General features: G+C 34.7%; 23 protein-coding genes. 13 read left to right on the forward strand and 10 right to left on the reverse strand.

The window, feature by feature from the left end; genetic code table 11:
• Position 1: 1 nt before the first annotated feature.
• Entirely contained in the window at positions 2-1,264 is a 1,263-nt protein-coding gene (locus Q0871_RS12880; RefSeq protein WP_299324207.1) for a tetratricopeptide repeat protein, read from the reverse strand.
• A 39-nt stretch (positions 1,265-1,303) separates the two neighbouring features.
• A complete protein-coding gene (gene gyrA, locus Q0871_RS12885) occupies positions 1,304-3,862 on the reverse strand; it encodes a DNA gyrase subunit A (RefSeq protein ID WP_299324212.1) in 2,559 nt (852 codons plus the stop codon).
• A gap of 259 nt (positions 3,863-4,121) precedes the next feature.
• Between gyrA and Q0871_RS12890 the strand changes: the two genes are divergently transcribed.
• Together Q0871_RS12890 and Q0871_RS12895 are read left to right on the forward strand one after the other, a co-directional pair.
• Entirely contained in the window at positions 4,122-6,674 is a 2,553-nt protein-coding gene (locus Q0871_RS12890) for an ATP-dependent Clp protease ATP-binding subunit (protein ID WP_299324215.1), read from the forward strand.
• Positions 6,675-6,881: 207 nt separating this feature from the next.
• Positions 6,882-7,280, forward strand: coding sequence for an STAS/SEC14 domain-containing protein (locus Q0871_RS12895; protein WP_073245582.1), 399 nt, complete (start codon positions 6,882-6,884; stop codon positions 7,278-7,280).
• Between the two features lie 7 nt (positions 7,281-7,287).
• On the opposite strand, the gene Q0871_RS12900 is transcribed toward Q0871_RS12895, so the two are convergent.
• Positions 7,288-8,835 carry an NAD(P)H-hydrate dehydratase gene (locus Q0871_RS12900; RefSeq protein ID WP_299324232.1) on the reverse strand — a complete coding sequence of 516 codons (1,548 nt, stop codon included), beginning with the start codon at positions 8,833-8,835 and terminating at the stop codon, positions 7,288-7,290.
• Positions 8,836-9,103: 268 nt separating this feature from the next.
• Between Q0871_RS12900 and thrA the strand changes: the two genes are divergently transcribed.
• Genes thrA through thrC form a run of 3 tightly spaced genes read left to right on the forward strand, consistent with a single transcriptional unit; the run spans position 9,104 to position 13,828 of the window.
• Positions 9,104-11,545, forward strand: coding sequence for a bifunctional aspartate kinase/homoserine dehydrogenase I (gene thrA / locus Q0871_RS12905; protein ID WP_299324237.1), 2,442 nt, complete (start codon positions 9,104-9,106; stop codon positions 11,543-11,545).
• A 23-nt stretch (positions 11,546-11,568) separates the two neighbouring features.
• Positions 11,569-12,495: a homoserine kinase gene (locus tag Q0871_RS12910; RefSeq protein WP_299324241.1), complete on the forward strand. Its 927-nt coding sequence runs from the start codon at positions 11,569-11,571 to the stop codon at positions 12,493-12,495.
• A 40-nt stretch (positions 12,496-12,535) separates the two neighbouring features.
• Positions 12,536-13,828, forward strand: a complete 1,293-nt coding sequence (gene thrC / locus Q0871_RS12915; protein WP_299324247.1) for a threonine synthase — start codon at positions 12,536-12,538, stop codon at positions 13,826-13,828.
• Between the two features lie 135 nt (positions 13,829-13,963).
• Here the strand turns inward: thrC and Q0871_RS12920 are convergent, their stop codons facing one another.
• Positions 13,964-15,025 carry a polysaccharide lyase family 7 protein gene (locus Q0871_RS12920; protein WP_299324252.1) on the reverse strand — a complete coding sequence of 354 codons (1,062 nt, stop codon included), beginning with the start codon at positions 15,023-15,025 and terminating at the stop codon, positions 13,964-13,966.
• Between the two features lie 262 nt (positions 15,026-15,287).
• On the opposite strand from Q0871_RS12920, the gene gcvT reads away from it, so the two are divergent.
• The 5 genes from gcvT (at position 15,288) to Q0871_RS12945 (ending at position 19,228) form a co-directional block, all read left to right on the forward strand.
• On the forward strand, positions 15,288-16,373 hold the full coding sequence (gcvT, locus tag Q0871_RS12925) for a glycine cleavage system aminomethyltransferase GcvT (RefSeq protein WP_299324257.1): 1,086 nt from the start codon (positions 15,288-15,290) through the stop codon (positions 16,371-16,373).
• Positions 16,374-17,288: a glutaminase gene (locus Q0871_RS12930; protein ID WP_299324262.1), complete on the forward strand. Its 915-nt coding sequence runs from the start codon at positions 16,374-16,376 to the stop codon at positions 17,286-17,288.
• Positions 17,285-18,112 carry a sugar nucleotide-binding protein gene (locus Q0871_RS12935; RefSeq protein WP_299324266.1) on the forward strand — a complete coding sequence of 276 codons (828 nt, stop codon included), beginning with the start codon at positions 17,285-17,287 and terminating at the stop codon, positions 18,110-18,112. Before Q0871_RS12930 ends, Q0871_RS12935 begins: the two co-directional genes overlap by 4 nt.
• A gap of 8 nt (positions 18,113-18,120) precedes the next feature.
• Positions 18,121-18,420, forward strand: a complete 300-nt coding sequence (locus tag Q0871_RS12940; protein WP_299324270.1) for a 4a-hydroxytetrahydrobiopterin dehydratase — start codon at positions 18,121-18,123, stop codon at positions 18,418-18,420.
• Between the two features lie 97 nt (positions 18,421-18,517).
• The gene (locus tag Q0871_RS12945; RefSeq protein ID WP_299324274.1) at positions 18,518-19,228 is read left to right on the forward strand and encodes a YebC/PmpR family DNA-binding transcriptional regulator; all 711 of its coding nucleotides are present in this window, start codon (positions 18,518-18,520) and stop codon (positions 19,226-19,228) included.
• A gap of 115 nt (positions 19,229-19,343) precedes the next feature.
• Here Q0871_RS12945 and Q0871_RS12950 read toward each other — a convergent pair whose 3' ends face one another.
• From Q0871_RS12950 to Q0871_RS12975, 6 genes are all read right to left on the reverse strand, one after another.
• Positions 19,344-19,871 carry a 1-acyl-sn-glycerol-3-phosphate acyltransferase gene (locus Q0871_RS12950; RefSeq protein WP_299324276.1) on the reverse strand — a complete coding sequence of 176 codons (528 nt, stop codon included), beginning with the start codon at positions 19,869-19,871 and terminating at the stop codon, positions 19,344-19,346.
• A gap of 49 nt (positions 19,872-19,920) precedes the next feature.
• Positions 19,921-21,030, reverse strand: a complete 1,110-nt coding sequence (locus Q0871_RS12955; RefSeq protein WP_299324278.1) for an iron-containing alcohol dehydrogenase family protein — start codon at positions 21,028-21,030, stop codon at positions 19,921-19,923.
• Positions 21,031-21,053: 23 nt separating this feature from the next.
• Positions 21,054-21,752 (reverse strand): HAD family hydrolase, encoded by a 699-nt coding sequence (locus tag Q0871_RS12960; RefSeq protein WP_299324279.1) that lies wholly within the window; start codon positions 21,750-21,752, stop codon positions 21,054-21,056.
• Positions 21,743-22,456, reverse strand: coding sequence for a 3-deoxy-manno-octulosonate cytidylyltransferase (kdsB, locus tag Q0871_RS12965; protein WP_299324773.1), 714 nt, complete (start codon positions 22,454-22,456; stop codon positions 21,743-21,745). The genes Q0871_RS12960 and kdsB overlap by 10 nt, the downstream gene beginning before the upstream one ends.
• 26 nt (positions 22,457-22,482) lie before the next feature.
• Positions 22,483-23,052, reverse strand: a complete 570-nt coding sequence (locus Q0871_RS12970) for a DUF4126 domain-containing protein (RefSeq protein WP_299324280.1) — start codon at positions 23,050-23,052, stop codon at positions 22,483-22,485.
• Positions 23,053-23,113: 61 nt separating this feature from the next.
• Positions 23,114-24,547 carry an ATP-binding domain-containing protein gene (locus Q0871_RS12975; RefSeq protein ID WP_299324281.1) on the reverse strand — a complete coding sequence of 478 codons (1,434 nt, stop codon included), beginning with the start codon at positions 24,545-24,547 and terminating at the stop codon, positions 23,114-23,116.
• Positions 24,548-24,647: 100 nt separating this feature from the next.
• Here Q0871_RS12975 and Q0871_RS12980 point away from each other — a divergent pair, with 100 nt between their 5' ends.
• From Q0871_RS12980 to Q0871_RS12990, 3 genes are read left to right on the forward strand one after another with little or no spacing between them, the layout of a single operon-like run.
• Positions 24,648-25,298 (forward strand): hypothetical protein, encoded by a 651-nt coding sequence (locus tag Q0871_RS12980; RefSeq protein ID WP_299324282.1) that lies wholly within the window; start codon positions 24,648-24,650, stop codon positions 25,296-25,298.
• Positions 25,276-26,112 carry a DUF3822 family protein gene (locus Q0871_RS12985; RefSeq protein ID WP_299324283.1) on the forward strand — a complete coding sequence of 279 codons (837 nt, stop codon included), beginning with the start codon at positions 25,276-25,278 and terminating at the stop codon, positions 26,110-26,112. Before Q0871_RS12980 ends, Q0871_RS12985 begins: the two co-directional genes overlap by 23 nt.
• Positions 26,112-26,648: an RsmD family RNA methyltransferase gene (locus Q0871_RS12990; protein ID WP_299324284.1), complete on the forward strand. Its 537-nt coding sequence runs from the start codon at positions 26,112-26,114 to the stop codon at positions 26,646-26,648. Before Q0871_RS12985 ends, Q0871_RS12990 begins: the two co-directional genes overlap by 1 nt.
• The last annotated feature ends 8 nt before the right edge of the window (positions 26,649-26,656 follow it).

The raw sequence follows: 26,656 nt of genomic DNA on the forward strand, positions 1-26,656 counted from the left end.
ATTACTCACCTAACATCTTCTTCATTTTCGTAAAGTTTTCAGTATCACCCATTGCTCCATAGATATTCTTAAGCTGAGTCATTATATTTTCACTTTCAGGATTGTTTTTCAACGCATCTTCTAAAACATCAGCACCTTGCTTGAACAAACCATCTTTCTTCTCTTTAAGCTCATCATATTTTGCAATATCAGCTCTAGAGTTACCTAATGAATTCATTTCATCGATTAATGCATTACCTTCATTAACATATGTCGTAGAAAGATTTAAATATGCATTAGTATACTTAGGATCAATTTCAATAGCTTTTTTATAAGATACTCGTGCATCTGCATAATTATCTTGCTCCATGCTTATTACACCAACATTATAATGTAAATCAGGATTATCTGGAGCCAAAGCGATCGCTTGAGCCATTAATTCTTTAAACTTATCCTTATTTCCTTGCTTGAAATATAAGTTTGCTTCATTTAGAATAAGATTTACATCTTCTGGATCATTTTTTCTAGCCGCCTCATAAGCCTCTAAAGCTTTTTCATCTTGACCTAATTGCGTATAGATCAATGCTGTATTCTTAACAATCTCAGCTTTTTTAGATGGCGTTTTCTCATCTACCGGGTTTGAATACGTACCTGATTTTACCATAAGATCACGTTGAACCTTATCCATTTCTTCAACCTCACCAGAAGCTGCATTAGTAGCTTTGTACACTACCGCACTACCATCATAACCTACCACTTGTAGTTTATCATAGTAATCTAAAGCCATTTCATAATGACCACCGTTTACAGCACTACCTGCTGCGTAGTATAAATAAGAAGTATCTTTTGGACTAAGCGTATAGCTCATATACAACTTTTCAGCAGCTTCTTTAAACTTACTATTACTATTATCACTAACAGCAGAGTTTACAAGGTCAGCCGTTAAAGATGCCATGTATTGGTTTGTTTCAGCAGTATATTTTTGCTTACCAGAAGCTTCTTCTAATTCTATAACCTTTTTGAAAGAAGTTGCAGATTTTTCAAATGCATCATTATTTCCTTTTTTAGCCAAATCGCTATAAATTTTACCTCTAGTGAAATAATATTGTGCTTGCGTCTTCTCATCTGCAGCTGCAATAGTTCCAGATGCAGCCTCAAGAGCAGTTTGCGCCGTTGCGGCATCACCTGACTTTAAAGCCTTTTCAGCAGCTTTTATTTCATTTTTTTGAGCAAAACCAATCATTGTAAATGATAGGGCCGCTACAAGTAATAATCTATTTTTCATCTTTAATATATTAATTATTAGTGTTTAATTTTTTGATACTTAATCTTCAGTTTCAGAATTATCAGTCCCTGTACCTTCTTCGGGTTCAGAATTATCAATCTCCGTGCCATTATCGACATCTACCTCAATATCAAGTATTTCTGCTTCTTCTAAATCATCTTCATCCTTCATCACTTTTGCAACTGCTGCAATAGAGTCATTACCTTTAATATTTATCAATCTAACACCTTGTGTTGCCCTACCCATTACACGTAAATCTTCTACGCTCATTCGTATTGCAATTCCAGATTTATTGATAATCATTAAATCATCAGAATCAGTAACGTTTTTAATAGCTACAAGTCCACCAGTTTTATCTGTTACACTAATAGTCTTAACTCCTTTACCACCTCTATTGGTAACTCTGTAATCTTCAATGCTTGAACGTTTTCCATAACCTTTTTCTGAAACAACCAATATTTCATCTTCGAAATTATGTACCGACACCATTCCAATTACCTCGTCGTCATCATTCGCCAAAGTGATACCACGAACACCAGAAGCATTTCTACCCATTGGTCTCGTCTTACTCTCTTCAAAACGAATGGCCTTACCAGATTTAAGTCCTAAGAAAATCTCACTTGAACCAGTAGTTAATTTAGCTTCAAGCAATTCATCACCATCACGAACGGTAATGGCATTTATACCATTTTGACGTGGTCTAGAGTATTGCTCTAAAGATGTTTTCTTAACAACACCTTTCTTAGTTGCCATAATAACATAATGCGCATTGATATACTCTTCATCTTTTAAATCTTGCGTACAAATGAATGCTTTTACACTATCTCCTTGTTCAATATTTATAAGATTCTGTATTGCCCTACCTTTAGATGTTCTACTTCCTTCCGGTATTTCAAATACACGCATCCAGAAACATTTTCCTTTTTGTGTAAAGAACAACATATATTGATGGTTGGTACCAACGAACAAATGCTCTAAGAAATCTTCATTTCTTGTAGATGATGCTTTTTGACCAACACCACCTCTATTTTGTGTCTTGTATTCTGTTAACGGAGTTCTTTTAATATAACCGGCATGAGATATTGTAATAACAACCTGCTCATCTGGTATCATATCTTCCATACTAAGATCACCACCTGCAATATTAATTACAGATCTTCTTTCATCTCCGTACTTACCTTTAATTTCAAGAAGCTCATCTTTAATAATAGACATTCTACGTTCTTTCTTATCAAGAATATCTTTAAGATCTGCAATAAGAAGCATAATTTCATCATACTCGGTCCTTAGCTTATCTTGCTCCAGACCAGTAAGTTGACGAAGTCTCATTTCTACAATTGCCTTCGCTTGAATTTCACTTAATTTGAAACGTTCAATTAAGTTTGCTCTTGCTTCATCAGCATTATTAGAAGCTCTTATTATAGCAATTACCTCATCAATATTATCAGAAGCAATAATTAAACCTTCTAATATGTGAGCGCGATCTTCTGCCTTCTTTAATTCAAACTGTGTACGTCTAACTACAACTTCATGTCTATGCTCAACGAAATAGTGAATCATTTCCTTCACATTCAATAACTGAGGCCTTCCATTCACCAAGGCAATGTTATTAACACTAAATGAAGTTTGTAATGCCGTATACTTGAACAGCATATTTAAAACGATATTAGGAATTGCATCTCTTTTTAAGATATACACGATACGCATACCGTTACGGTCAGATTCATCTCTAATATTGGATATACCCTCCAATTTTTTGTCGTTAACAAGATCAGCAGTTTTCTTGATCATATCGGCCTTGTTGACCTGATAAGGTATTTCCGTAACAACAATACATTCACGACCCTGAACTTCTTCAAAAGTTGCTTTAGCACGCATTTTTACACGCCCTCTTCCTGTATGAAAAGCTTCTTTTACACCATCATAGCCGTAAATAATACCTCCCGTTGGAAAATCTGGCGCTTTAATATGCGTAATCAACTCATCTATTTCAATATCATTATTGTCTATATACGCAACAGTACCATCAATGACTTCCGCTAGGTTATGTGGAGGCATATTGGTAGCCATACCTACAGCAATACCAGATGCTCCATTAACTAATAAAGCAGGAACTCTAGTAGGTAGAACAGTTGGTTCTTTCAAAGAATCATCAAAATTCAATTGATAATCTACAGTTTCCTTTTCAATATCGATAAGCATATCATCTGCAATCTTACGCATACGGGCTTCCGTATAACGCATTGCTGCAGGGCTATCACCATCAACAGAACCAAAGTTACCTTGTCCATCTACAAGCATATATCGTAGACTCCATTCTTGTGCCATACGAACCATGGCATCATATACAGAAGTATCACCATGCGGGTGATACTTACCAAGAACCTCACCCACAATACGGGCAGATTTTTTATGCGAGCTATTACTTCTAACCCCTAATTCATGCATTCCAAAAAGAACTCTTCTGTGCACGGGTTTTAATCCGTCCCTGACATCTGGCAGGGCTCGTGACACAATGACCGACATTGAATAATCAATGTAAGCAGATTTCATTTCGTCTTCAATGTTAATGGGAATCAATTTTTCACCGTCAGCCATCTTAAAATCTTATGTTTTTTAATTAGTAAAAAAGCATGCCAATATACTTAAATCCTAAGCGTTTAAAGACTAAGTCGTTTTAATTATATCAAATTTTATTAACACATGCCCAAGAAATGTTAATTTTCATTATATACGGTCATTTTCATGCTCAGAGTCGCACATTTAATGGGTTTTACAATAACTTTAACGATTATAGGTACGGTATTTGCCATTGATTGAATGAGATTTAGTAATTTTATAGAAGATAATATAGTATATGGATGATAATTTTTCCCCAAGAGTAAAGGATGTAATTGCTTATAGCAAGGAGGAAGCATTGCGACTTGGTCACGATTTTATCGGTACCGAGCACCTCATGCTAGGGCTTCTTAGAGATGGAAACGGGAAGGCTATAAGCATTTTAGATGCTTTAGAAGTTGACCTGGAACACCTACGTAGAAAAGTAGAAATACTTAGCCCTTCTAACCCTAACGCTAGTGGCGTACAAAAAGATAAAAAGAACTTGCACTTAACAAGGCAAGCTGAACGTGCATTGAAAACTACTTTTTTAGAAGCTAAACTTTTTCAAAGTTCTTCTATCAATACTGCACACCTTTTACTTTGTATCCTTAGAAATGAAAATGACCCTACTACGAAGCTTTTACATAAATTAAAAGTTGATTATGATGGCGTCAAGGAACAGTTTAAATTTATGATTACAAGCGACGACGATATAGTAGACGGCCCAACGGCCGAATCTTTCCCTAGTGATTCTGAAGACACAAACGAAGGCAAGGAAAGCACTTTTGGTGCTGCTTCTAGCCAGAAGGGTACAAAAAAATCTAAAACTCCGGTATTAGATAATTTTGGTAGGGACCTTACCCAAATGGCAGAAGAAAATAAACTAGACCCTGTTGTTGGTAGAGAAAAAGAAATAGAAAGGGTTTCTCAGATTCTTAGTAGAAGAAAAAAGAACAACCCATTACTTATAGGTGAGCCAGGTGTTGGTAAAAGTGCCATTGCAGAGGGTCTTGCCTTACGTATAATTGACAAAAAAGTTTCTAGAATTCTTTACAACAAAAGAGTTGTTACTCTTGATCTTGCTTCTTTAGTTGCCGGTACAAAATACCGTGGACAGTTCGAAGAGCGAATGAAGGCAGTAATGAACGAGCTAGAAAAAAATGATGATGTCATTTTATTCATTGACGAAATTCATACCATTGTAGGTGCAGGTGGAGCTACCGGAAGTTTAGATGCTTCGAATATGTTCAAACCAGCATTAGCAAGAGGCGAAATTCAATGTATTGGTGCCACTACCCTTGATGAGTACAGACAGTATATTGAAAAAGATGGTGCTTTAGAAAGACGTTTTCAAAAAGTAATTGTTGAACCGACTACTATTGACGAGACGATTGAAATTTTACATAACATTAAAGGTAAATACGAAGATCACCATAATGTAACCTATACTGATGAGGCTATTGAAGCTTGTGTTAAATTAACAAGTAGGTACATGACTGATCGTTTTTTACCAGACAAGGCTATTGATGCTCTTGACGAAGCTGGTTCTCGTGTACACATTGTTAATATGGACGTTCCAAAACAAATTCTTGAATTAGAAAAGAAATTGGAAGATGTGCGCGAACTTAAGAACAGCGTTGTCAAAAAGCAGAAATATGAAGAAGCTGCCAAGTTACGTGATGACGAAAAAAGTCTAGAAAAGGAACTTGCTATCGCTCAAGAGCGCTGGGAAGATGACAGTAAACTTAACAAAGAAACTGTAAGCGAAGATAATGTTGCCGATGTTGTTTCAATGATGAGTGGAATTCCTGTAAATAGAATTGCACAAACAGAAAGTAACAAGTTAGCCGGATTACCAGAGCTTATTAAATCGAACGTAATAGGTCAAGATGATGCGGTTGCAAAGGTTTCTAAAGCAATACAACGTAACAGAGCCGGACTAAAAGATCCTAACAAGCCAATTGGTTCGTTTATATTTTTAGGACAGACAGGTGTTGGTAAAACACAGTTGGCAAAAGTATTGGCAAAAGAACTTTTTGATTCTGAAGACGCACTTATTCGTATAGATATGAGTGAGTATATGGAGAAGTTTGCCATCTCTAGATTAGTTGGTGCACCTCCAGGATACGTTGGTTACGAAGAAGGCGGTCAATTGACTGAAAAAGTTAGAAGAAAACCTTACTCTGTAATTCTGCTTGATGAAGTTGAGAAAGCGCATCCAGATGTATTCAATATGCTTTTACAGGTATTGGACGATGGCTTCTTAACTGATAGTCTTGGTCGTAAAATCGATTTTAGAAATACTATTATAATAATGACTTCTAATATTGGCGCACGACAATTAAAAGACTTTGGTCAAGGTGTCGGTTTCGGTACTTCTGCCAAAAAGTCACAAGAACACTCTCATCAAAAAGGTGTTATCGAAAATGCTTTGAAAAAAGCTTTTGCTCCTGAATTCTTAAATAGAATTGATGATGTAATCGTATTTAATGCTTTAGAGAGAGAAGACATACATAAGATTATAGATATTGAATTAGCTAAGTTGTTCAAGAGAATCAAAGATATTGGTTACCACTTGAATCTTACAGATGAAGCTAAAGACTATATCGCAGAGAAAGGCTTTGACAAACAATACGGAGCCAGACCGCTTAAAAGAGCAATTCAGAAATACATTGAAGATGCCCTTGCGGAAGAAATAGTAAATTCGAAACTTAAAGAGGGAGATAGCATTTATATCGATCTTGATAAGAAAAGTGAAGAATTGACCATCAAAATTGAAAAAGCAGAGGAAGAATCGCCTAAAACATAGGTATTTATACTTTACTGGAATATAAAAAAGGAGCCCTGTGTAGGGCTCCTTTTTCGTACAATTCATTTTCAAATGTAAGAATAAAAATACACAGAATAGTAGGTATAAGCAGTATGAACGATATTTTCGCGTTTAAACTAAAAATTTACTCAGAGAAAGTAGTTCCTTATATTTTCGCTTCAGACACACTATATTAATACGAATAGAATGAAGATTGGATCTACCAAAAAAAAGGTAATTGTAAGGGAATACGAATTAGAAACAGGAAAAATTCAAGTATATGATAACTACATGGTATCCATCTTTGATGAAGGGGCCACATTAACTCTAGAAAGAGCATATCAAATTATTGGTATATCTGAAATTCACTTTAGAGACAAAAATTTTGGTTTTATAAGTCTACGCAAAAATTCATTTGCCATCGACCCTACCATTTACAATTATCTAAAACAGCTAGACAACCTTAAAGCTTTTGCTATTGTTTCTGTCAAAGAAATAGACATGCATAACTTTAAGATTGAAAAACTGTTTTACAAAAAACCAATGAAGTTTTTCATTGAATTTGATAATGCTTTAAAATGGGTAAAAAGAAGAGTTAACTCTTAAAAGAAAATCAACTTGGTTGATTTTCTTCTTCTACAACAGGCTGTTCTGGCATTTTAAACAGATCTAAGTAAGCTCCAGCTAAATTATCTATTAGATGTGATGCTGTTAAGGATTGAAAACCTGTAGACTCCACTGCAATATCACCGGCTTTACCATGCAAATAAACTCCGAAAATTGCAGCATCTAATGCAGCATAGCCTTGTGCTCGTAAGCCTGTAATCACACCTGTCAATACATCGCCACTTCCTGCAGTAGCCATACCTGGGTTACCAGTTGTGTTTACATAACCTTTTCCATTTTGCACTATAATAGTGTGCGCACCTTTAATTACTAAAATACATTTATACTTTTTCGAAAATTTCTTCACCTTAGAAAGTTTCTCGAAATCGTCTTTCCATTTTCCTATCAAACGCTCTAGTTCTTTTGGATGCGGAGTCAAAATAGAATCTTCTGGCAATTCTTTCAGAAAATCTTTATTCTTAGAAAGAATATTAAGCGCATCAGCATCAAGTACCAATGGCAGCTTATTACTTTTCAGAAAACTAGATAAAGCTTTAACGGTTGCCTCACTTGTTCCTATCCCAATACCTACTCCTATGACCGTTGGTTCTATTTCTATCTTTATATCTGTAAGTTCATTTTCATTGGCATCGGTTAAAACCATAATTTCAGGTAATGAGGTCTGCAAAATGTTATATCCTATTCTTGGAACATAAGATGTTACTAAACCGCTACCTGAATAAAGTGCAGCTTTAGACGACAGACATACTGAGCCCATTTTACCATAACTACCTCCAATAATTAAAGAATGTCCGTAAGTTCCCTTATGTCCATATTTCTCACGCGGCTTGTACATTGTAAGTACTTCATTCTTTCCAATTAATTCATAATCGGTTTCCGTCACCCTTAAATATTCCGGATCTAACCCAATATCTAAAACTTCCCACTGTTCTATATACTTTCCTGTTTCAGGCAAGAAAAAAACTAGTTTCGGAGTTTGAAAACTCAACACAAAATTAGATTTTATAATTGCCTCAAAATCTTCGGGACCTTTATCTGTAAATAATCCCGAAGGAATATCAATAGATAGAATGAAAGCTTGAGAATTATTTAAATACTGAATTACTTTTGTTACCCATGCGTCTGGTGTTCTATTTAATCCAATTCCAAAAATTCCGTCTACAATAATATCCTCCCTACCAATTTCTGGTAGCTCATCATCACAATTCATAAAATGAGGCCAAACCTTGCGATCTTTCAGTCTATCTAAATTTATCAGAAAATCTTTTGAGCGCTTCTCACTATAATTAATAACATACACTTCTACATTATAACCATGATCCACTAGGTGTCTGGCAAGGGCAATACCATCTCCCCCATTATTACCAATACCGCAGAATAAATGTATTTTTACTGGGGCGCCTTGCATACGCAAATGCATCCAATTGAAGAGTTGTAAGGCTGCGCGTTCCATCAATTCATTGCTGCCTATTTCTTCTTTTTTTATAGAAATCTGATCTGCTTTATAAATCTGTTTTGCACTGTATAATTTCATTCTTTATTTTTTTTACATCTAAAAAGTAACGATTCCATAAAAAATTGTGGAATCATTTGTTTAGGATATCAAATGTACTACTTTTGATTTTCAACCATTAGTATTTATGGACTGCTATAAAACAGACATAACATTCGATTTCACTACAGCTACTATTACTTATGGTACAACAACTGCATGGTTCACCCTTAGGGGTTAAAAACTATATTTCTCCGTACCCGTGTTTAATTACACCATATCTTAAATTACAAAGTCAATATTTCATATCATGAAAGTTCTAAAATTTGGTGGTTCATCTGTAGCCAAACCCGAAAATATAATTAAAATTAAGAATATAATCTCCAAGTATAATGACCCGATAATTCTGGTTGTTTCTGCTTTAGGAGGTGTAACGGATCTATTATTAGAAGCTGGGTCATTAGCTTCTACTCAAGATCAATCTTACAAAGAAATTCTTAGCACATTAGAAGAAAGACATCTTTCTACCATAAAAGAACTAATACCTGTAACGGCACAAAGTAAAGTACTTAGTAAAGTTAAGAGCGAGTTCAACGTATTGGAAACTCTTTTGGAAGGTGCTTTTTTTATTGGAGAAATCACTCCGAAATTATCTGATAAAATAGTTAGCTATGGAGAACTTCTTTCTTCTTATATTATCAGCGAATACCTTGTTAGTGAAAAATTAGACGCTGAATTTAAAGACAGTAGAGAGCTGATAATTACACATAAGCTTAACGGCAAGAATGTCGTCAATTTCGCAAAAACCAATGCTAACTGCCTAGATTATTTCAAAGCTTCAAATAAGAAAGTAACCGTTTGCCCAGGATTTATAGCTACTTCTGAAGAAGGAGTATCTACTACTTTAGGCAGAGGTGGCTCTGATTATACTGCAGCAATATATGCTGCCGCTATTGATGCAGATGTTTTAGAGATTTGGACAGATGTTAGTGGCATGTATACTGCGAATCCAAAAATGGTAAAGCAAGCAAAAGCTATTCCGCATATTTCATATGAGGAAGCTATGGAGCTGTCTCATTTTGGTGCTAAAGTGCTTTATCCGCCTACTATTCAACCTGTATTATCTAAAGGCATATCTATTGTTATTAAGAACACTTTTAGTCCTGATGAGGCTGGAACATTAATTACAAAATCTAAAAATGAAAAAGGAAAGACAGTTCGTGGAATAAGCCATATTGGCAATATTGCTTTGCTATCTTTGGAAGGACCGGGAATGGTAGGTATACCAGGTATTTCAAAGCGCTTTTTTGAAGTTCTTTCTCAAGCAGATATTAGCGTAGTTCTTATAACACAAGCGTCTTCTGAGCATTCTATCTGTGTTGGTATTTCTGCAAATGATGTTGAAAAGGCAGTAAATATTGTGAATGAAGCCTTTGAATATGAAATTGAAAGAGGTCGCATAAAAGAAGTAATACCTGAAAAAGATTTAGCAATTGTTGCCCTAGTTGGTGACAATATGAAAAGCCATCAAGGATTGAGCGGTAAAATGTTCAGCACTCTTGGCAAAAACAATGTCAATATTAGAGTGATTGCCCAAGGTGCGTCTGAAAGAAACATTTCTTGTATTATAGATGAAAAGGATGTCAAAAAAGCACTGAATGCATTGCACGAAGAGTTTTTTGAAGAAAACATTAAGCAATTAAACCTATTTGTAATGGGTGTTGGTAATGTTGGGGCTAAATTTCTAGAGCAAATTAAAGAGCAACGTAAATTCTTGAAAGAGAATTTAAAATTGAACATTCGAGTTATAGGAATGTCCAACTCAAGAACTATGCTTTTTGATGAAAAAGGGATTGACCTAAATGATTGGTCAGCCAAACTTGCGGCAGGTGAAAAAGCCGACAAGGTTAAATTTTTAGAATTGGTAAATAGCCTAAACTATAGAAATAGCATCTTTGTTGATAACACAGCAAGTGAAGAGGTTTCTAAAACGTACAGCGAATATTTAGGTAATAGTATTTCTGTAGTTACTTGTAATAAAATTGCTTGTTCTTCTGCCTTTGAGAACTATTCTCATTTAAAATCCTTAGCAAGAACATATAACGCTCCTTTCTTATTCGAAACTAACGTTGGCGCTGGGCTACCCATAATTGACACTTTAAAACACCTAATTGCATCCGGAGATAAAATCCTTAAAATTCAGGCTGTTCTTTCAGGAAGTTTAAACTTTGTTTTCAATAACTTCAATGATAAAACCACCTTTCATGATGTGGTAAAACAAGCTCAGGAAGAGGGATATACAGAACCTGATCCAAAAATTGATTTAAGTGGAGTTGACGTAATGCGTAAAATATTAATTTTAGCTCGTGAGAGTGGAAATCAATTAGAAATCAGCGATATTACCAACAAACCATTCTTGCCTGAAGAAAGTTTAAACACAGCTAATAATGATGAGTTCTTTGCTTCTCTAATACAAAATGAAGCTCATTTTCAGTCCTTATACACTAGTGCAAAAAATGCAGATAGTAAATTGAAATATGTTGCTCAGTTTGATAATGGCAAAGCAAGTGTAGGTTTACAAGAAATACCTAAGGGACACGATTTTTACAACCTAGAGGGTAGTGATAATATCGTGCTTTTTTATACAGAAAGATATCCTAATCAACCAATGATCATTAAAGGTGCTGGTGCCGGAGCTGCAGTAACAGCTTCTGGTATATTTGCGGATATTATACGAATTGGTAATTTCTAAATTTCATAACAAGAGTATTCATTATGAGCCAAAACGAAATTAAAGTTTTTTGCCCTGCTACAGTAGCAAATGTTTCATGCGGATTTGATGTTCTAGGGGTTGCCCTAGACTCGGTCGGTGATGACATGATAGTGAGAAAAGTGCCCCAAAAGGGTATTAGAATCACCAAACTAACAGGACAAGACCTACCAAAAGAAACCTTGAATAACGTAGCAGGTGTAGCAGGTAATGCATTCTTATTAGCATCTGATTATGATGGCGGATTCGAAATTGAAATCAATAAAAAAATAAAACCCGGTAGTGGTATTGGTAGTAGCGCCGCAAGTTCTGCAGGTGCTGTCTGGGCAATGAACCATTTATTGGGTAACCCGTTCAGTAAAACAGAATTAGTAAAATTCGCCATGGAAGGTGAGCGTTTGGCAAGTGATGTTGCCCATGCAGACAATGTAGCCCCTGCCCTATTTGGTGGGTTTACATTGGTGCGCAGCTATAGTCCGCTAGATGTAATTACTATCCCTGCTCCTTCAGAATTATATGTTACTATTATACATCCGCAGATAGAGATAAAAACATCAGATTCTAGAAAGATTCTGAAAACTACTATTTCTATGGAAACCGGTATTAAACAATGGGGAAATGTAGGTGGTTTAGTTGCCGGATTATTCAAAGAAGACTATGACTTAATTGGTCGTTCTTTAGAAGACCATATTGTAGAGCCTATTCGTTCTATATTAATCCCTGGTTTTGATGAAGTAAAAAAGGTTTCTCTAGAAGCTGGTGCCTTAGGCTCTGGCATCTCAGGATCCGGACCGTCAATTTTTGCATTTAGTAAAGGGAACGAAACAGCAACAAAGGTCGGTAATGCGATGAAAACGGTTTATGATAAAATCGGTATAGCTTACGAAATACATGTTTCAAAAATTAATATGGAAGGCGTTAAAATTTTATAAGTTCAGCACATTTTCATTATAACATTTAAAAATATTCAACTTGAAATTCTATAGTTTAAATAATAAAGCACCAAACGTTTCTTTTGATACAGCGGTTATTAACGGTATTGCACCTGATAAAGGTTTGTATTTTCCGGAGGAAATTAATGCATTACCTAGTTCTTTTTTCGAGAATATTGAAAGCCTATCTAACGAAGAAATTGCATTTACGGCAATACAGCAATTTGTATCGGGCATTGTACCTGATGATGTCTTGAAGAACATTTTAAAAGAGGTGCTAGATTTTGATTTCCCTGTAGTTGAAATCACTCCCAATATTGGAACTCTGGAGCTTTTCCATGGTCCGACGATGGCATTTAAAGATGTTGGCGCTCGTTTTATGGCACAATGTTTAGGCTATTTTTCAAGGTCTACAAAAAATGAAGTAACCGTACTTGTAGCTACGTCTGGTGATACGGGAGGCGCAGTAGCCAATGGTTTTCTTGGTGTTGAAGTTGTAAACGTTGTTATACTTTACCCAAGCGGAAAAGTTAGTGATATTCAGGAACGACAACTGACCACTATGGGGGAAAATATAACAGCTTTAGAAGTTGATGGCACTTTTGATGATTGCCAGGCTATGGTTAAGAATGCCTTTTTAGATAAAGAACTTCTTGATCACATGAAGCTAACTTCAGCGAATTCAATTAATGTTGCTCGTTGGTTACCACAATTATTTTATTTCTTATTTGCTTACAAGCAAGCAAAATCAAAAGGTAAAGAGATTGTATTCTCTGTACCTTCTGGTAACTTTGGAAATATCTGTGCCGGTCTTGTTGCCCAACGTCTGGGCATGCCCGTAAAACATTTTATAGCGGCTACAAATGTAAATGATACCGTACCGCAGTTTATGCTAACCAAAGCATATAATCCTAAACCATCTACGGCGACTATTTCAAATGCAATGGATGTTGGTGATCCAAGTAATTTCATAAGAATAAGACATTTGTTTCAAGATGATTTTGAAGCTTTACAAAAGAACCTTTCCTCCTACCCATTTGATGATGAAACAACAAAAGAAGCCTTAAAGGAAATATACAACATCAATGGATATATTGCTGACCCTCATGGTGCAGTAGGTTACCTAGGTTTAAAAAAATATCAAGAACAACACCCTAACACCTATGGTATTTTTCTAGAAACTGCTCACCCGGTAAAATTCTTGGATATCGTTGAAGAAACGCTTCATGAAAAATTGGAAATTCCTGCTCAAATTCAAAAAGTAATGGGGAAAGACAAAAAATCTATCAGAATAGCGAACTATGAAGAATTGAAATCTTTTCTAAAAAATTAAATATTCAACGTAGTTGAAGATTGCATATATTAAAGAAGGCAAACTAAATGGTTTGCCTTCTTTAGGCTGAGCTAAGTTTTATGTATTTGCAATTATTTTATTAATGATTACGAATCATAAATTATCAATGCTGAATTAATTTGAATCGTGAGTATTATTGAGACGGTAAAAAGTAACAATATCACTGTCATCATCATTACCTGTATTGTTTTGCGTATATACTCCTGCTTTAAAATACATCCATTCGTCAGCAAGATTGTAGCCACTGTTTAAGCTATTCATATCTACGGTAGTTTCTGCTATTATTGGTCCATCCATATCACCTCTACGAACCCGCACAATAATATCCTCATTATCATTTACAATTTCATAAGAAAACAATTCATCTAACTGAATACCATCATCAGGACCATTACCACTACAATCTTCATCACCAATTAAATTAAAGGTAACATCATCACCATCACGAATTTCATGCTCTAAATAAAGACAGCCAAAATCGGCATTGGGTAATTTTCTATAATAGAGTCTTGCAGGTTCATCATTGTCAGCATGAATTTGACCAATTATTGTTCTTCCTGGGTGTAATCCATTACCGGTTGTAGTTACTTGGTTCACCATTAAAGTAGCTGTTAAAGTACCATTTCGACCTCCGTGATTTGTGCCCGTCGGCTGATATCCAAGTGCCCAATTATTACCATTTGCTCCCTGAGTAGAAATACTTGTATTACCACTACGTAACATTTCACGAAGTTCAGAACGTGGAAAAGATGTATTTTGACTGGTACGTGCACCACCAACAGTAGAAACAAATCGCATACCACCATCCGTGTGCGTAAAAAAGAATGGGCGTGAATCACTAGTTGCTAGTGGATCCCAATTGAGTTCACCAAAACGTTGAGAAAATCCATCTTCTTCATCTACAGCGGGTGTATCTATTGCCCAATCAGAGAGGTCAAAATTTTCCCATGGTTCAAGATTTGCGCTTAAACCAAATACTTCATCAACAGTTTCCTCTTCTTCATTGTTCTCTTGCTCCTCCTCTTGAATCATCTCTTCTTCTTCGGGGTCGCTAGATTCTTCCATAGTTTCAGGTTCTTCTACCGAACTATCGGAGGAACAACTAGCTATTGTAATCATTGCCAAAGCGAATAACAATAAATTGGTCTTAATAATAACGGAAATAACTTTTTGCATAATTTTCTTTCTAAGTTTTACAATTCTTTATTTTAATAACAATTGTTGTTGTATAAAAGTATTTATTTGTCGGATAATTATATGAAATTAACAATCGAATCGATAGAATACAATAAAAACCTGTTTTAAGCCATTTATTTTGAAAAAAGAAAGACAGCTTTAAAATTACTGCTATTAATAGATTTCAAAAGTTGAAATTATGTCAATCATATGTCTTCGAATTGATAAAGTTTTAAATAACTTTGATTTATAAAAAAATCCAATGAAAAACACTGCACTTACCACAACTCACGAATCTCTTGGAGCTAAAATGGTTCCATTTGCTGGTTATAATATGCCCGTTTCTTATGAAGGCGTAAATGCTGAACATGAAACCGTACGTAATAGTGTTGGCGTTTTTGATGTATCGCATATGGGCGAGTTTTTAATCTCTGGCTCTACTGCCTTAGATTTAATTCAAAAAGTATCATCTAACGATGCTACGAAACTGACTATTGGCAGAGCACAATACAGTTGTCTACCTAATGAAACTGGTGGCATTGTAGATGACCTTATTATTTATAAAATTAAAGAAGAGCAATATTTATTAGTGGTGAACGCTTCAAATATTGAAAAAGATTGGAATCACATTTCATCTTATAACGATGAATTTAAAGCAGATATGAAAAACATATCTGAAGGATATTCGCTTTTAGCGATTCAAGGCCCTAAGGCTGTTGAGGCGATGCAATCTTTGACTTCTGTTAATTTAGCTGATATTAAATTTTATCATTTTGAAGTTTCCGATTTTGCAGCTATAGATAATGTAATTATTTCTGCAACAGGATATACCGGTTCTGGCGGATTTGAAATTTACTGTAAGAATGATGAGGTAAAACAAATATGGGACAAGGTTTTTGAAGCCGGAGCAGATTTCGGAATTAAACCAATCGGATTGGCAGCTAGAGATACCCTTCGTTTAGAAATGGGATACTGCCTTTACGGTAATGATATTGACGATAACACCTCTCCGCTTGAAGCAGGTTTAGGATGGGTTACAAAATTTAATAAAGATTTTGTCAACTCTGCAGCTTTAGAAAAAGAAAAACAACACGGACCAAAACGTAAATTAGTTGCTTTTGAACTAAACGAACGTGGTATACCTAGACATGGTTATGATATTGTTGATGGTAATGGTAAAACAATAGGTGTGGTAACTTCTGGCACTATGTCACCTTCAATGGGTACTGGTATCGGCTTAGGTTATGTTCCACCTATTTTTTCAGATGTAGGTAGTAAAATTAGCATTCAAATTCGAAAAAATGTAGTACCTGCAAGTGTAATTAAATTACCATTTTACAAAAAGTAAATGATAGATTTTCAACATATTCTTACCTCAATTAATGAAGCTGCATCTAATGAAAAAGATAAAGGTAAGATTGCTGATTATATACCTGAACTAGCGAAGGTCGATGTAGACAATTTCGGTATTCACCTGATAGATATTCAACAAAATAATTTTTCAGCAGGAAAATCTGATGAAAAATTTTCGATTCAAAGTATCTCGAAGGTTTTAACCCTTTCTATGGCTTTGGGACTCATTGGAGAAAAAGTTTGGAAGCGTGTAGATGTTGAACCTTCTGGAGATCCTTTCAACCATCTATCGCTATTAGAATTAGAAAACGGAATACCTAGAAATCCGCTAATTAACCCTGGTGCAATTGTAATTGCAGATATTCTAGTTTCCCAGTTAGAAAATCCGAAGGAAGAATTTTTAGCATTCGTTAGAAATATTACGGATGATGACACCATAGATTATGATATAAATGTGGCACAGTCTGAAAAACGAACAGGATTTCGAAATTTTTCAGCAGCCAACCTTTTAAAATCGTATGGTAATCTGAAAAATGATGTAGACGTTGTTCTAGATTTTTATTTTCATCAATGTTCACTTGTTATGAACTGTGTTCAATTAACGAATACTTTTTTCATGTTCATGAACAATGGAAAGTGTAGAAGAAATAATACGTTCCTAACCATATCGCAAGTAAAACGTATTAATGCTATAATGTTGACTTGTGGCTTTTATGATGAAGCAGGTGAATTTGCTTTTGAAGTTGGACTGCCTGGTAAAAGTGGTGTCGGCGGCGGAATCGTTGCATTTCTACCAAATAAATTCTGCGTTGCAACATGGTCTCCTGGTCTCAACCCTAAAGGAAATTCTAAATTAGGAATGCTTGCCTTAGAGAAATTAACTACAGAAACTGAACTTTCCATTTTTTGAAATTAGAAACTAAAAAAATATTGATTCTTGGCGGAAGCGGATTCATAGGTAATGCGATTTACAAAGAACTTTGTAATTATTTCGATACCTATGGCACCTATTGTCATGCCGCAAACTCATTCTCTTCTAATAAACAATTTGTACATTATAATTTAGAAGAAGATGATATTGTTGAAGTATTAGAAACGGTGAAGCCACAGGTAATAGTTTCAGCATTAAGGGGGAATTTTGCTGCTTTGGTAATCGCTCATAATCATATTACCGAATACATTACTAAAGAAGACTGTAAAATATACTTTATATCCTCTGCCAATGTTTTTGACGCTTACAGTAAATATCCATCTTATGAAATGGACAAGACACTATCTGAAAGTATATATGGTAGACTAAAAATAAAGATTGAAAATATGCTGCTCAGGTTGCCAAAAGAGAAAATGGCCATATTAAGAGTTCCTATGGTTTTTGGTAATAGCTCCCCTAAGGTTAAGGAGATGAAAAAGGCTATAATAGAAAATAAACCTGTAGAAGTCTTTCCTAATTTGATATTAAATATAACCAATGATGATAAGCTAACGCAACAAATTCATTACCTTATCAATAGAAATAAAACAGGTATTTACCATTTAGGAAGCAATGATCTAACGCATCATGAAGATTTTATCAAAGAAGTTTTAGAACGTGTAGGTAATTTTAATCCCATTATAAAAAGGGTTTATACCACTAATGAAGACAGGTATTTGGCCGTTTTACCAAAGACAAATAAATTACCTAAAAATTTACAGTTTACTTTTCAAGATATTATTGACCATCATGTTTTAAATTAGTAACAATTATGAAAGAAATTGAAAAATTTACTGACCAGCAAATAGCGGACTATTTGGGTCAACTTGAAGGATGGGAATATGTGGACGGAGCCATAGAAACCACTTTTGAATTTAAAAATTTTAAGGAAGCCTTTTCTGTAATGACGCGTATTGCCTTTGAATGTGAAGCACAAGGTCATCACCCAGATTGGAGCAATGTTTACAATACTGTAAATATTCGTCTAAACACCCATGATGCTAATGGTGTTACCGAAAAAGATTTTGTTCTAGCTAGAACTATAGAAGATATTATAGAAAGTGAATTTTAATAACCAATATCAATAGTTAAAAATGGTGTTCACGAAATTCAATTTATTGATTTCTGAACATTGACCGTTTTTGTACATTTGTTTAAAATAATTTACCATGGGAAGAGCTTTTGAATTTAGAAAAGCACGTAAAATGAAAAGATGGTCTGCAATGTCCAAAGCCTTTACTCGTATAGGCAAAGATATTGTGATGGCCGTTAAAGAAGGTGGACCAGATCCAGATTCTAATTCACGATTAAGAGCAGTTATACAAAATGCCAAGTCGGTAAACATGCCGAAAGACAATGTGGAACGTGCTATTAAAAGAGCAAGTGACAAAAGTCTTGGCGATTACAAAGAAGTTCTTTTTGAAGGATATGCCCCTCACGGTATTGCTATATTAGTTGAAACTGCAACTGACAACAACACTAGAACGGTAGCGAATGTTAGAAGTTATTTTAATAAATGTAATGGCAATATGGGTACATCAGGATCCGTTGAATTTATGTTTGATCATACTTGTAATTTTAGAATACCAGCAGAAGGCTTAGACCCTGAAGAAATAGAATTAGAGCTAATTGATTTTGGAGCTGAAGAGGTTTTTATTGATGATGATGGAATTTTAATCTACGGACCATTTGAAAGTTTTGGAACTCTTCAAAAAGAATTGGAAAATAGGGAATTAGAAATACTTTCTTCAGGATTTGAACGTATTCCTCAAGTAACAAAATCGTTGAATGAAGAAGAAGCTGCCGATGTAGAGAAACTTCTTGAAAAATTAGAAGAAGATGATGATGTGCAGAATGTTTACCATTCTATGGAAGAATAAACTTCAGTTTTATTTTATAAATAAAGGAGACCAAATTGGTCTCCTTTTTTAGTTTTAAGTTAGTTAGTTAGTTAGTTAATCAGTCCTATTGTCGCTGAATCAACATTTTATCCAATCAATGCTTACCCTCAACACCTTCAAAAAAGACATGATACTTCATAAAATCTGCTTCTTTATCTTCAGTTGGAACAAGAGGCTCAGATAATTTTATTTCTTTTTTACCGTAGTCAAAGGCAACTAGTACTATGGGTACATTAGCAGTTTTGGCTATAAAATAGAAACCTGTTTTCCATTTCTCCACCTTTTTACGAGTTCCTTCAGGTGACAATGCCAGTCTGAACTTTTTACGTTTACTAAAAATCTCTGCTGTAGCCTTTACGGTATCATTAGTTTTTGTACGATCTATAGGTGCACCACCTGTCCAACGAAAAAACCAACCGAAAGGAGGCTTGAACAAACTTTTCTTACCTACAAAGTTTATCTCCTCTTGCCATACTGCACGTATTAATAATGCCAATAAAAAATCCCACCAACTGGTATGCGGCACTACAATAGCCACAAATTTATCTAAGTGTGAAGGAAACGTCCCTTTAAATTTCCATCCTAGAATTTTAAAATATATAAATTTTGCTATTTGCTGCATAAGACAAAGATGTAGGTTGTGATATTAATTAACCTACTGATTAGATAAACTATATTTTTTGATAAATAGCCTTAAGCTTTTCCGGAGTAATGATTGATTTCCATTGTTCTCCTAATGCATTTTCCCATAAAGGTTCCATACCCATAGCAACAGTAATCATCGTATCCATTTCTGCTGTTGTCAATTTAGAGCATACCTGTTTTGGTAATACTATATTATGCTTCTCAAGCATTTTTTTGAACACCGCTACTCCTTCCGGATAAAACTCTTCTAAATATTGAAAAACGAGACAATTGCCTATTCCGTGCTTTACACCTAAAACATAGCCTAAACCATAGCTCATAGCATGTGCTACTCCAACTTGTGAATATGCGATACTCATACCACCATGCCAGGATGCCATCATCAGCTTCTCTCTACTTTCTGACGCTGATATGTCTTCTAAAAAGACTTCTTTGCAAAGTTCTAATGATTTCTCTCCGTAACTCTGACTGAATGCATTTAAGAAGGTTCCATTCAAAGATTCAATACAATGTATAAAACAATCCATACCCGTATAGAACCATTGTTCTTTTGACACTCCCACAGTTAATTCTGGATCTAATAATACTTGATCGAAAGTGGTATAATCAGAATTTATACCTAATTTTTTTTCTGGTCCCATTAATACCGTAGTTCTAGAAACCTCTGCCCCGGTACCACTAATTGTTGGTATACCTACGTGATATATTGATTGTTTATTGACCAAGTCCCAACCTTGATATTCTGACGCGCTTCCTTTATTAGTCAGCATAATCGCAACTGCTTTTGCCAAATCTAATAAGGTGCCACCACCAATACCGATAATACCTGATGGCAATTCAGTAAACTTTTCTTGAATCATTTTCACAAGAGCATCTACCTGTTCAGTTTTCGGCTCTTCTTCGGCAGAAATTAAAATGACCTGATCACAAAAAATGCTTGGTATTCTGCTTATAAGCTCCGTATTTTCAAATACATCGTCCACCAAATAAATCATTGGTGCTTCTGAATGCTTTCTTTTTGGCATTAAAATATCACCTAAGGTATCAAAACTGCCTTTTCCGTAGACTACTCTTGGTACCATTGGGAAATTTCTAAACTCCTCTGACGCCTTCGTTGGTATTTTCTTCAATGTCATTTGTTTATTCACGTCCATTTTCATTAAACATATTCCAATATATCTGTTAAGGTAGAAATTGTCATGTATCCTTTATTCTCTATGGGCCCTTTTACTTCTTCATGCTCCCATGTAGTATGAAAAGGTACATGTATTGCCCTTGCTCCTAATTCTACTAATGGTAATACATCTGATTTTAGAGAATTACCGATCATTAAAAACTCATTTGGCGCTATTTGTAAATGTTCTAAAAGATCGCTATAATTCTTTTCCTTTTTATCGCTCAACACTTCCACATGATGAAAATACTCTGACAGTCCTGATCGTTCTAGTTTTCGTTCTTGATCTAATAGGTCTCCTTTTGTTAAAACTATTAATCGATATTTATCCTTCAGACTTTTCAATACATCCTCTACTCCATCTAAAAGTTCTACTGGCTGGGTTATCATCTCCTTACCTAAATCTAAAAGTGCTCCTATGGTTTTTGAAGAAATTTGATTGTTTGAAAGCTCTAAAGCACATTCTATCATAGAAAGCATAAAACCTTTAATACCATAACCATATAAATCTAAATTCTTTATTTCTGTTCTAAAGAGTTCTTGATCTATTTTATTCTTGGTTTCGTACTTCTCCAATAAATTGGCGAACTTATCTTCTGTATCTCTAAAATAGGTTTCGTTTACCCATAATGTATCGTCTGCATCGAAGCCAATTACATTAATTCCCTCAAAATTTATTTCCATGCTGCTTGGGCTTTCTTTAAGTCCTCAGGAGTATCAATTTCTATTCCCTGAACATTCGTTTCTACCATTTTAATCTTCTTGCCATATTCTAAATAACGAATGGCTTCGATTTTCTCCGTCGCTTCCAATTGTAACATCGGTAACCTTTGAAAATCCATCAAAGCACTTTTTCTAAAGGCATATACACCCTTATGCTTATAATATATGGTTTGCTCACTTTTTGCTCTTGGATAAGGTATTGGTGACCTTGAAAAGTACAAAGCAAAATCTCTATTATCTACTATAACCTTAACAGTATTCGGATTATTAATTTCTTCTTCTTCCGTAATTTTAACCATTAAAGAGGCAAGATCAATTTCTTTATGAATATCATCTTCAAAAACCTTCATCACTCCTTCTAAACTTTCTCTATCAGTAAACGGTTCATCACCTTGAACATTTACGATAATATCTACATCCATTTGAATAACGGCCTCTGCAATACGATCACTACCACAATCATGTTCTTTTTGGCTCATAATAGCCAAACCACCTTCTTTAATAATAGTATCATAGATAACATCGCTATCTGTTACTACATATACTTCATCAAATAGCTTAGTTTGCACTGCTGCTTGATACGTTCTTAAAATAACCGGTTTACCAGCTAAATCTTGCATTAATTTTGCAGGAAATCTTGATGCCGCGTAACGGGCAGGAATCATTGCTATTTTCTTCAACTACTTTTATTTTATGTTTTTGCCTTTGGTCGTAAGCTTCTATATATTCTAAAGATTATTACTAAAATAATAATGACCAAAACTGCTGCTAAGATAGGTGCAAATATTGAAGCTACGGATACTACTGCCGCTGTACCTGTTTCTACAGTGGTTATCAACGGATTCGCCAAACCACCGGTTGTCGCAGTAGATGCTAAACGCCCTGTTGCCCCTGCTCCTTTTATTGCAGTGGCAGTACCGCCACCGGCTATTATCGCCAAAGACCAAGTTATTACCGGATCTAAATCTGCTACTGTTGAGACCATTACCGCAGTACCTGCTATTGCTGCTAAAGGAACTGCTATACTATCTAATAAATTATCGAACCATGGTATAAAATAGGCAAATATTTCTAATACAGTTGCAACACCTAGAGTTAGAACAGCTACTAAACTTCCTATCCATTGCCAATTATCATTCAATTCCCATACTCCGAAATATGACGCCAAACTCAGCGCAAACAAAGGTAGAAAAACTCTAAATCCTACAGATGCTGCCAACCCTATTCCTAAAAATATACTTAATACTGTATCCGTTGTCATATGCTATTTACTATTAGAAAATATTCTTTCCTACATCAATAATTACTAAAATAACCTTTTCTTATTCAAGAAAAAAATCATCTTTAAAACCTATAAGATACAACTTGCTCTTTGCTCTGGTAACTGCAGTATATAGCCATCTTAGGTATTCTTTATCTATACCATTGGGCAAATAGGGCTGCTCTATGAAAACCGTATTCCATTGTCCCCCTTGAGATTTATGACAGGTTATTGCGTATGAGAATTTCACCTGTAAACCATTGAAGTATTTATTATTCTTTACACCTAAAAACTTCTTGTACTTTGAACTTTCATGTGCAAAGTCTTTCATGACTTCTTGATATAACCTATTACCATCTTCGTAAGATAACGACGGAGATTCTGCCGTTATGGTATCTAACAATAAGACGGTTTCAAAAGGTGGCATATTAGGATAATCGACCATTTTAACCTTAACCTCGGCAAACTTAAAAGTGAAAATTTCCTTGATATCAAATATTTCTAAAATCTCTATAATATCTCCGTTTGCAATAAAACCGGCTTCTGTGCTTGGCTTTAACCAATAGTAGTTATTCTTAACCACCATCATAAAATCGCCTACAGCAATATCATTCTCTAAAAATAAAATTCGCTCTCTTATATTCTGATTGTAAAGATTTGCGCGTTTATTGGAGCGGACTATAAATGCTGTTTCTTCTTTGCCATTTTCTGAATATGAACTATCGATGGCTTCTTGAATTTCGTTACCATCTATTAGTCGTACTATATCAGTGAACGGATCTACATCAAATTTAAAATCTTCAAAAAAATCGCTTTGCAATTGCTCTCTTAATAAAGTTGCATTTGCTAATATTCCTGAATCACCTGCTTGCCTTACTACTTCATTCAACTCTAAATGAACCACTTCTTTATTATAATTCAAAGAAAGTTTATCGCCATCTAAAGCGGGACTCAAAACTAAATGCACCGGTGGCAATTGCGCTGTATCTCCTATTAATAACAACTTACATTTATGCCCAGAGTATACGAACATCATTAAATCATCTAATAAAGAACCATTTTCGAATAACTTAGAATCTGCAGCAGTATCTGGTATCATAGATGCTTCATCGACAATAAATAAGGTATCTCTATGTTTATTAGGCGCTAAAACAAACTGCACTCCCCCACCACTTTGCTTCTTCGGAAAATATATTTTTCTGTGTATGGTAAACGCCTGTGTTTTTGAATAATTCGACATCACTTTTGCCGCTCTACCGGTCGGTGCCATTAGCACAGCTTTCTTCTGAACATTCCATAAACTGTTAACTAAAGTGCCTATTAAAGTAGTTTTACCCGTACCAGCGTAACCTTTTAACAAAAAAACTTCGTCCTTGACCGTAGAAAGGGTAAACTCAGCTAATTTCTGCAAAGCCACTGATTGTGTGGCAGTTGGTGTATGTGGAAATTTAGATTCTAGTATACTATAGAATGATGCGGGTGTTGTTGGTTTCATGTGCCATCAAAGATAAAGATGATTTTTAGCCTAAAAACTTTTACGATTAAAAAAAAATTGTAGATTTGTGAAGACCACTAAATAAAATAACACATACGAAATGAAGACCATTATACAAATTGTACTTTGGATTGGGTGTATCGCTTTAGGATACTTTATCTACAACTCCATAACTGGACCAATTAAATTTAAAGAGGTAAAAGAGGAACGTTTTTCTCAGGTTGTTGCCAAATTAAAAGATATTAAAAATTCTCAAGACGCTTACAAAACAATTAACGGCAAATATGCGAATGACTTTAATAGTCTTATTCGTTTTATTGACACTGGCAACTATGTTATTACGCAACAAAGAGATTCTTCTTTCTTAGAGATGAATGATGCATACGGAATTGAAATGCTTAAAGAGGTTAAAATAATTGATACTTTAGGTTTCGTTTCAGTAAAAGATTCACTTTTCAAAACTGATACTAGATATAAAAGCTTAATGGATGTACCTACAGCGGCAAATGGTGAAAAATTCACAATGAAAGCTGGGTTTGTAGAAAAGAGTGGTTATAAAGCTCCTGTTTTCGAAGCCAAAGTTGATAAGGAAGTTGTTCTTTATGATCAACCAAAAGATTTATTAGCACGTGAGAAAGCATCGTTAAGTGTAGAAGAAGTAAATGGACCGACCATTTATGTTGGTTCTATGGATGAAGTTAGCACAAGCGGCAACTGGCCTGCTATATATGACAGAAAAGAAAAAAAATAGTAGCTTTAATATAGCGGATAAAAATTTTAAGAAATTGTCCATTCAGGTTAGCTTGAATGGACTTTCTTTTTGTGTAGCAGATACTGTTTCACAAAAATTATTGATTTCTGACAAAGTGGATTTTTCTGATGAAAAAAATCCGATGACCGCTAAAGATGAATTGGAAAAACTTTTTCAAAAGCATGATATAGAAAATATGCAGTTTGATGAAGTTGTTGCTATTCATAGAAACACCCTTTTTGGACTTGTACCTAAATCTTTATTCAACCCCAATAACTTAAATGAATACCTTAAATTCAATACTAAGGTTCTGGCGAATGATATTTTAGCTTATGACGAGGTAGAGAATCATGAATTAGTCAATGTTTATGTTCCTTATGTAAACATCAACAATTACATATACGATCTTTTTGGTGAGTTCGATTTTATGCACAATGGCACGGTATTACTGCAATCTTTGCTAAATAACCAAACACAAAATCAAGAGATAACTTGTTTTGTACATTCCAACAAAGAACAATTAGATATTACTGTTCTAAACCAACGAAAACTACTTCTTTATAATAGTTTTAAATACCAAACAAAAGAAGACTTTGTCTATTATCTTCTATTTGTAATTGAGCAATTAGAATTAGACCCTAAAACTGTTACCGTAAAACTATTTGGAAGTATAGAAGAAGATGACGAAATTTTTCAACTTTGCTATAATTATATTCAGAATATTAGCATTTTTGAACCATCGACCGCTCAATTATTAAAACTTGGAGAGACCACAACAGGCTCTATAGACTTCACCCTTATTAATACTATATAATGCGCATCATATCAGGAAAACATAAAGGACGTCACTTAATGGCCCCTAAAAAACTACCTGTAAGGCCTACAAAAGATATGGCCAAAGAGAGCTTGTTCAATATTTTGAACAATAGTTACTATTTTCCAGACTTAAAAGTTCTTGATCTTTTTGCAGGTACTGGCAATATTAGCTACGAATTCTCTTCAAGAGGTGTTGATGATGTACTTGCAATTGACGCCAACTCTGGCTGCATAGAATTTATAGACAAAACAGTTGAAAAGCTAGACATGAATATTCGCACTTTAAAAAGTGATGTATTTAGCTTTCTACAAAGAAATACCGAAAAATTCGATATCATATTTGCAGATCCTTTCTATGACATGGATCTTACTGATTTTGAGAAATTACCAGAATTAGTTTTTGAAAATGATCTTCTGTTAGAAGACGGAATACTAATTATTGAACATTCTAATCGCACCAGCCTAGCTGAATTTCCACATTATAAAAACTCTAGAAAATACGGAGGAAGTGTTTTTAGTTTCTTTGAGAAGTAAACTCAACA

Origin of the sequence: uncultured Maribacter sp., assembly GCF_947500985.1 — a bacterium.
Taxonomy (GTDB): Bacteria; Bacteroidota; Bacteroidia; order Flavobacteriales; family Flavobacteriaceae; genus Maribacter.

What these genes read in the sequence shown, in the direction of transcription:
- Q0871_RS12900 (WP_299324232.1), bottom strand. Translation starts at nt 8,835, where the DNA reads ATGAAATTATACAGTGCAAAACAGATTTATAAAGCAGATCAGATTTCT.
- Q0871_RS12990 (WP_299324284.1), top strand. Translation starts at nt 26,112, where the DNA reads ATGCGCATCATATCAGGAAAACATAAAGGACGTCACTTAATGGCCCCT.
- gyrA (WP_299324212.1), bottom strand. Translation starts at nt 3,862, where the DNA reads ATGGCTGACGGTGAAAAATTGATTCCCATTAACATTGAAGACGAAATG.
- kdsB (WP_299324773.1), bottom strand. Translation starts at nt 22,456, where the DNA reads ATGATTCCTGCCCGTTACGCGGCATCAAGATTTCCTGCAAAATTAATG.
- Q0871_RS12920 (WP_299324252.1), bottom strand. Translation starts at nt 15,025, where the DNA reads ATGCAAAAAGTTATTTCCGTTATTATTAAGACCAATTTATTGTTATTC.
- Q0871_RS12950 (WP_299324276.1), bottom strand. Translation starts at nt 19,871, where the DNA reads ATGCAGCAAATAGCAAAATTTATATATTTTAAAATTCTAGGATGGAAA.
- Q0871_RS12955 (WP_299324278.1), bottom strand. Translation starts at nt 21,030, where the DNA reads ATGACATTGAAGAAAATACCAACGAAGGCGTCAGAGGAGTTTAGAAAT.
- Q0871_RS12985 (WP_299324283.1), top strand. Translation starts at nt 25,276, where the DNA reads ATGACAGAAAAGAAAAAAAATAGTAGCTTTAATATAGCGGATAAAAAT.
- Q0871_RS12890 (WP_299324215.1), top strand. Translation starts at nt 4,122, where the DNA reads ATGGATGATAATTTTTCCCCAAGAGTAAAGGATGTAATTGCTTATAGC.
- Q0871_RS12970 (WP_299324280.1), bottom strand. Translation starts at nt 23,052, where the DNA reads ATGACAACGGATACAGTATTAAGTATATTTTTAGGAATAGGGTTGGCA.
- gcvT (WP_299324257.1), top strand. Translation starts at nt 15,288, where the DNA reads ATGAAAAACACTGCACTTACCACAACTCACGAATCTCTTGGAGCTAAA.
- Q0871_RS12910 (WP_299324241.1), top strand. Translation starts at nt 11,569, where the DNA reads ATGAGCCAAAACGAAATTAAAGTTTTTTGCCCTGCTACAGTAGCAAAT.
- Q0871_RS12880 (WP_299324207.1), bottom strand. Translation starts at nt 1,264, where the DNA reads ATGAAAAATAGATTATTACTTGTAGCGGCCCTATCATTTACAATGATT.
- Q0871_RS12975 (WP_299324281.1), bottom strand. Translation starts at nt 24,547, where the DNA reads ATGAAACCAACAACACCCGCATCATTCTATAGTATACTAGAATCTAAA.
- Q0871_RS12960 (WP_299324279.1), bottom strand. Translation starts at nt 21,752, where the DNA reads ATGGAAATAAATTTTGAGGGAATTAATGTAATTGGCTTCGATGCAGAC.
- Q0871_RS12895 (WP_073245582.1), top strand. Translation starts at nt 6,882, where the DNA reads ATGAAGATTGGATCTACCAAAAAAAAGGTAATTGTAAGGGAATACGAA.
- Q0871_RS12945 (WP_299324274.1), top strand. Translation starts at nt 18,518, where the DNA reads ATGGGAAGAGCTTTTGAATTTAGAAAAGCACGTAAAATGAAAAGATGG.
- Q0871_RS12930 (WP_299324262.1), top strand. Translation starts at nt 16,374, where the DNA reads ATGATAGATTTTCAACATATTCTTACCTCAATTAATGAAGCTGCATCT.
- thrA (WP_299324237.1), top strand. Translation starts at nt 9,104, where the DNA reads ATGAAAGTTCTAAAATTTGGTGGTTCATCTGTAGCCAAACCCGAAAAT.
- Q0871_RS12940 (WP_299324270.1), top strand. Translation starts at nt 18,121, where the DNA reads ATGAAAGAAATTGAAAAATTTACTGACCAGCAAATAGCGGACTATTTG.
- Q0871_RS12980 (WP_299324282.1), top strand. Translation starts at nt 24,648, where the DNA reads ATGAAGACCATTATACAAATTGTACTTTGGATTGGGTGTATCGCTTTA.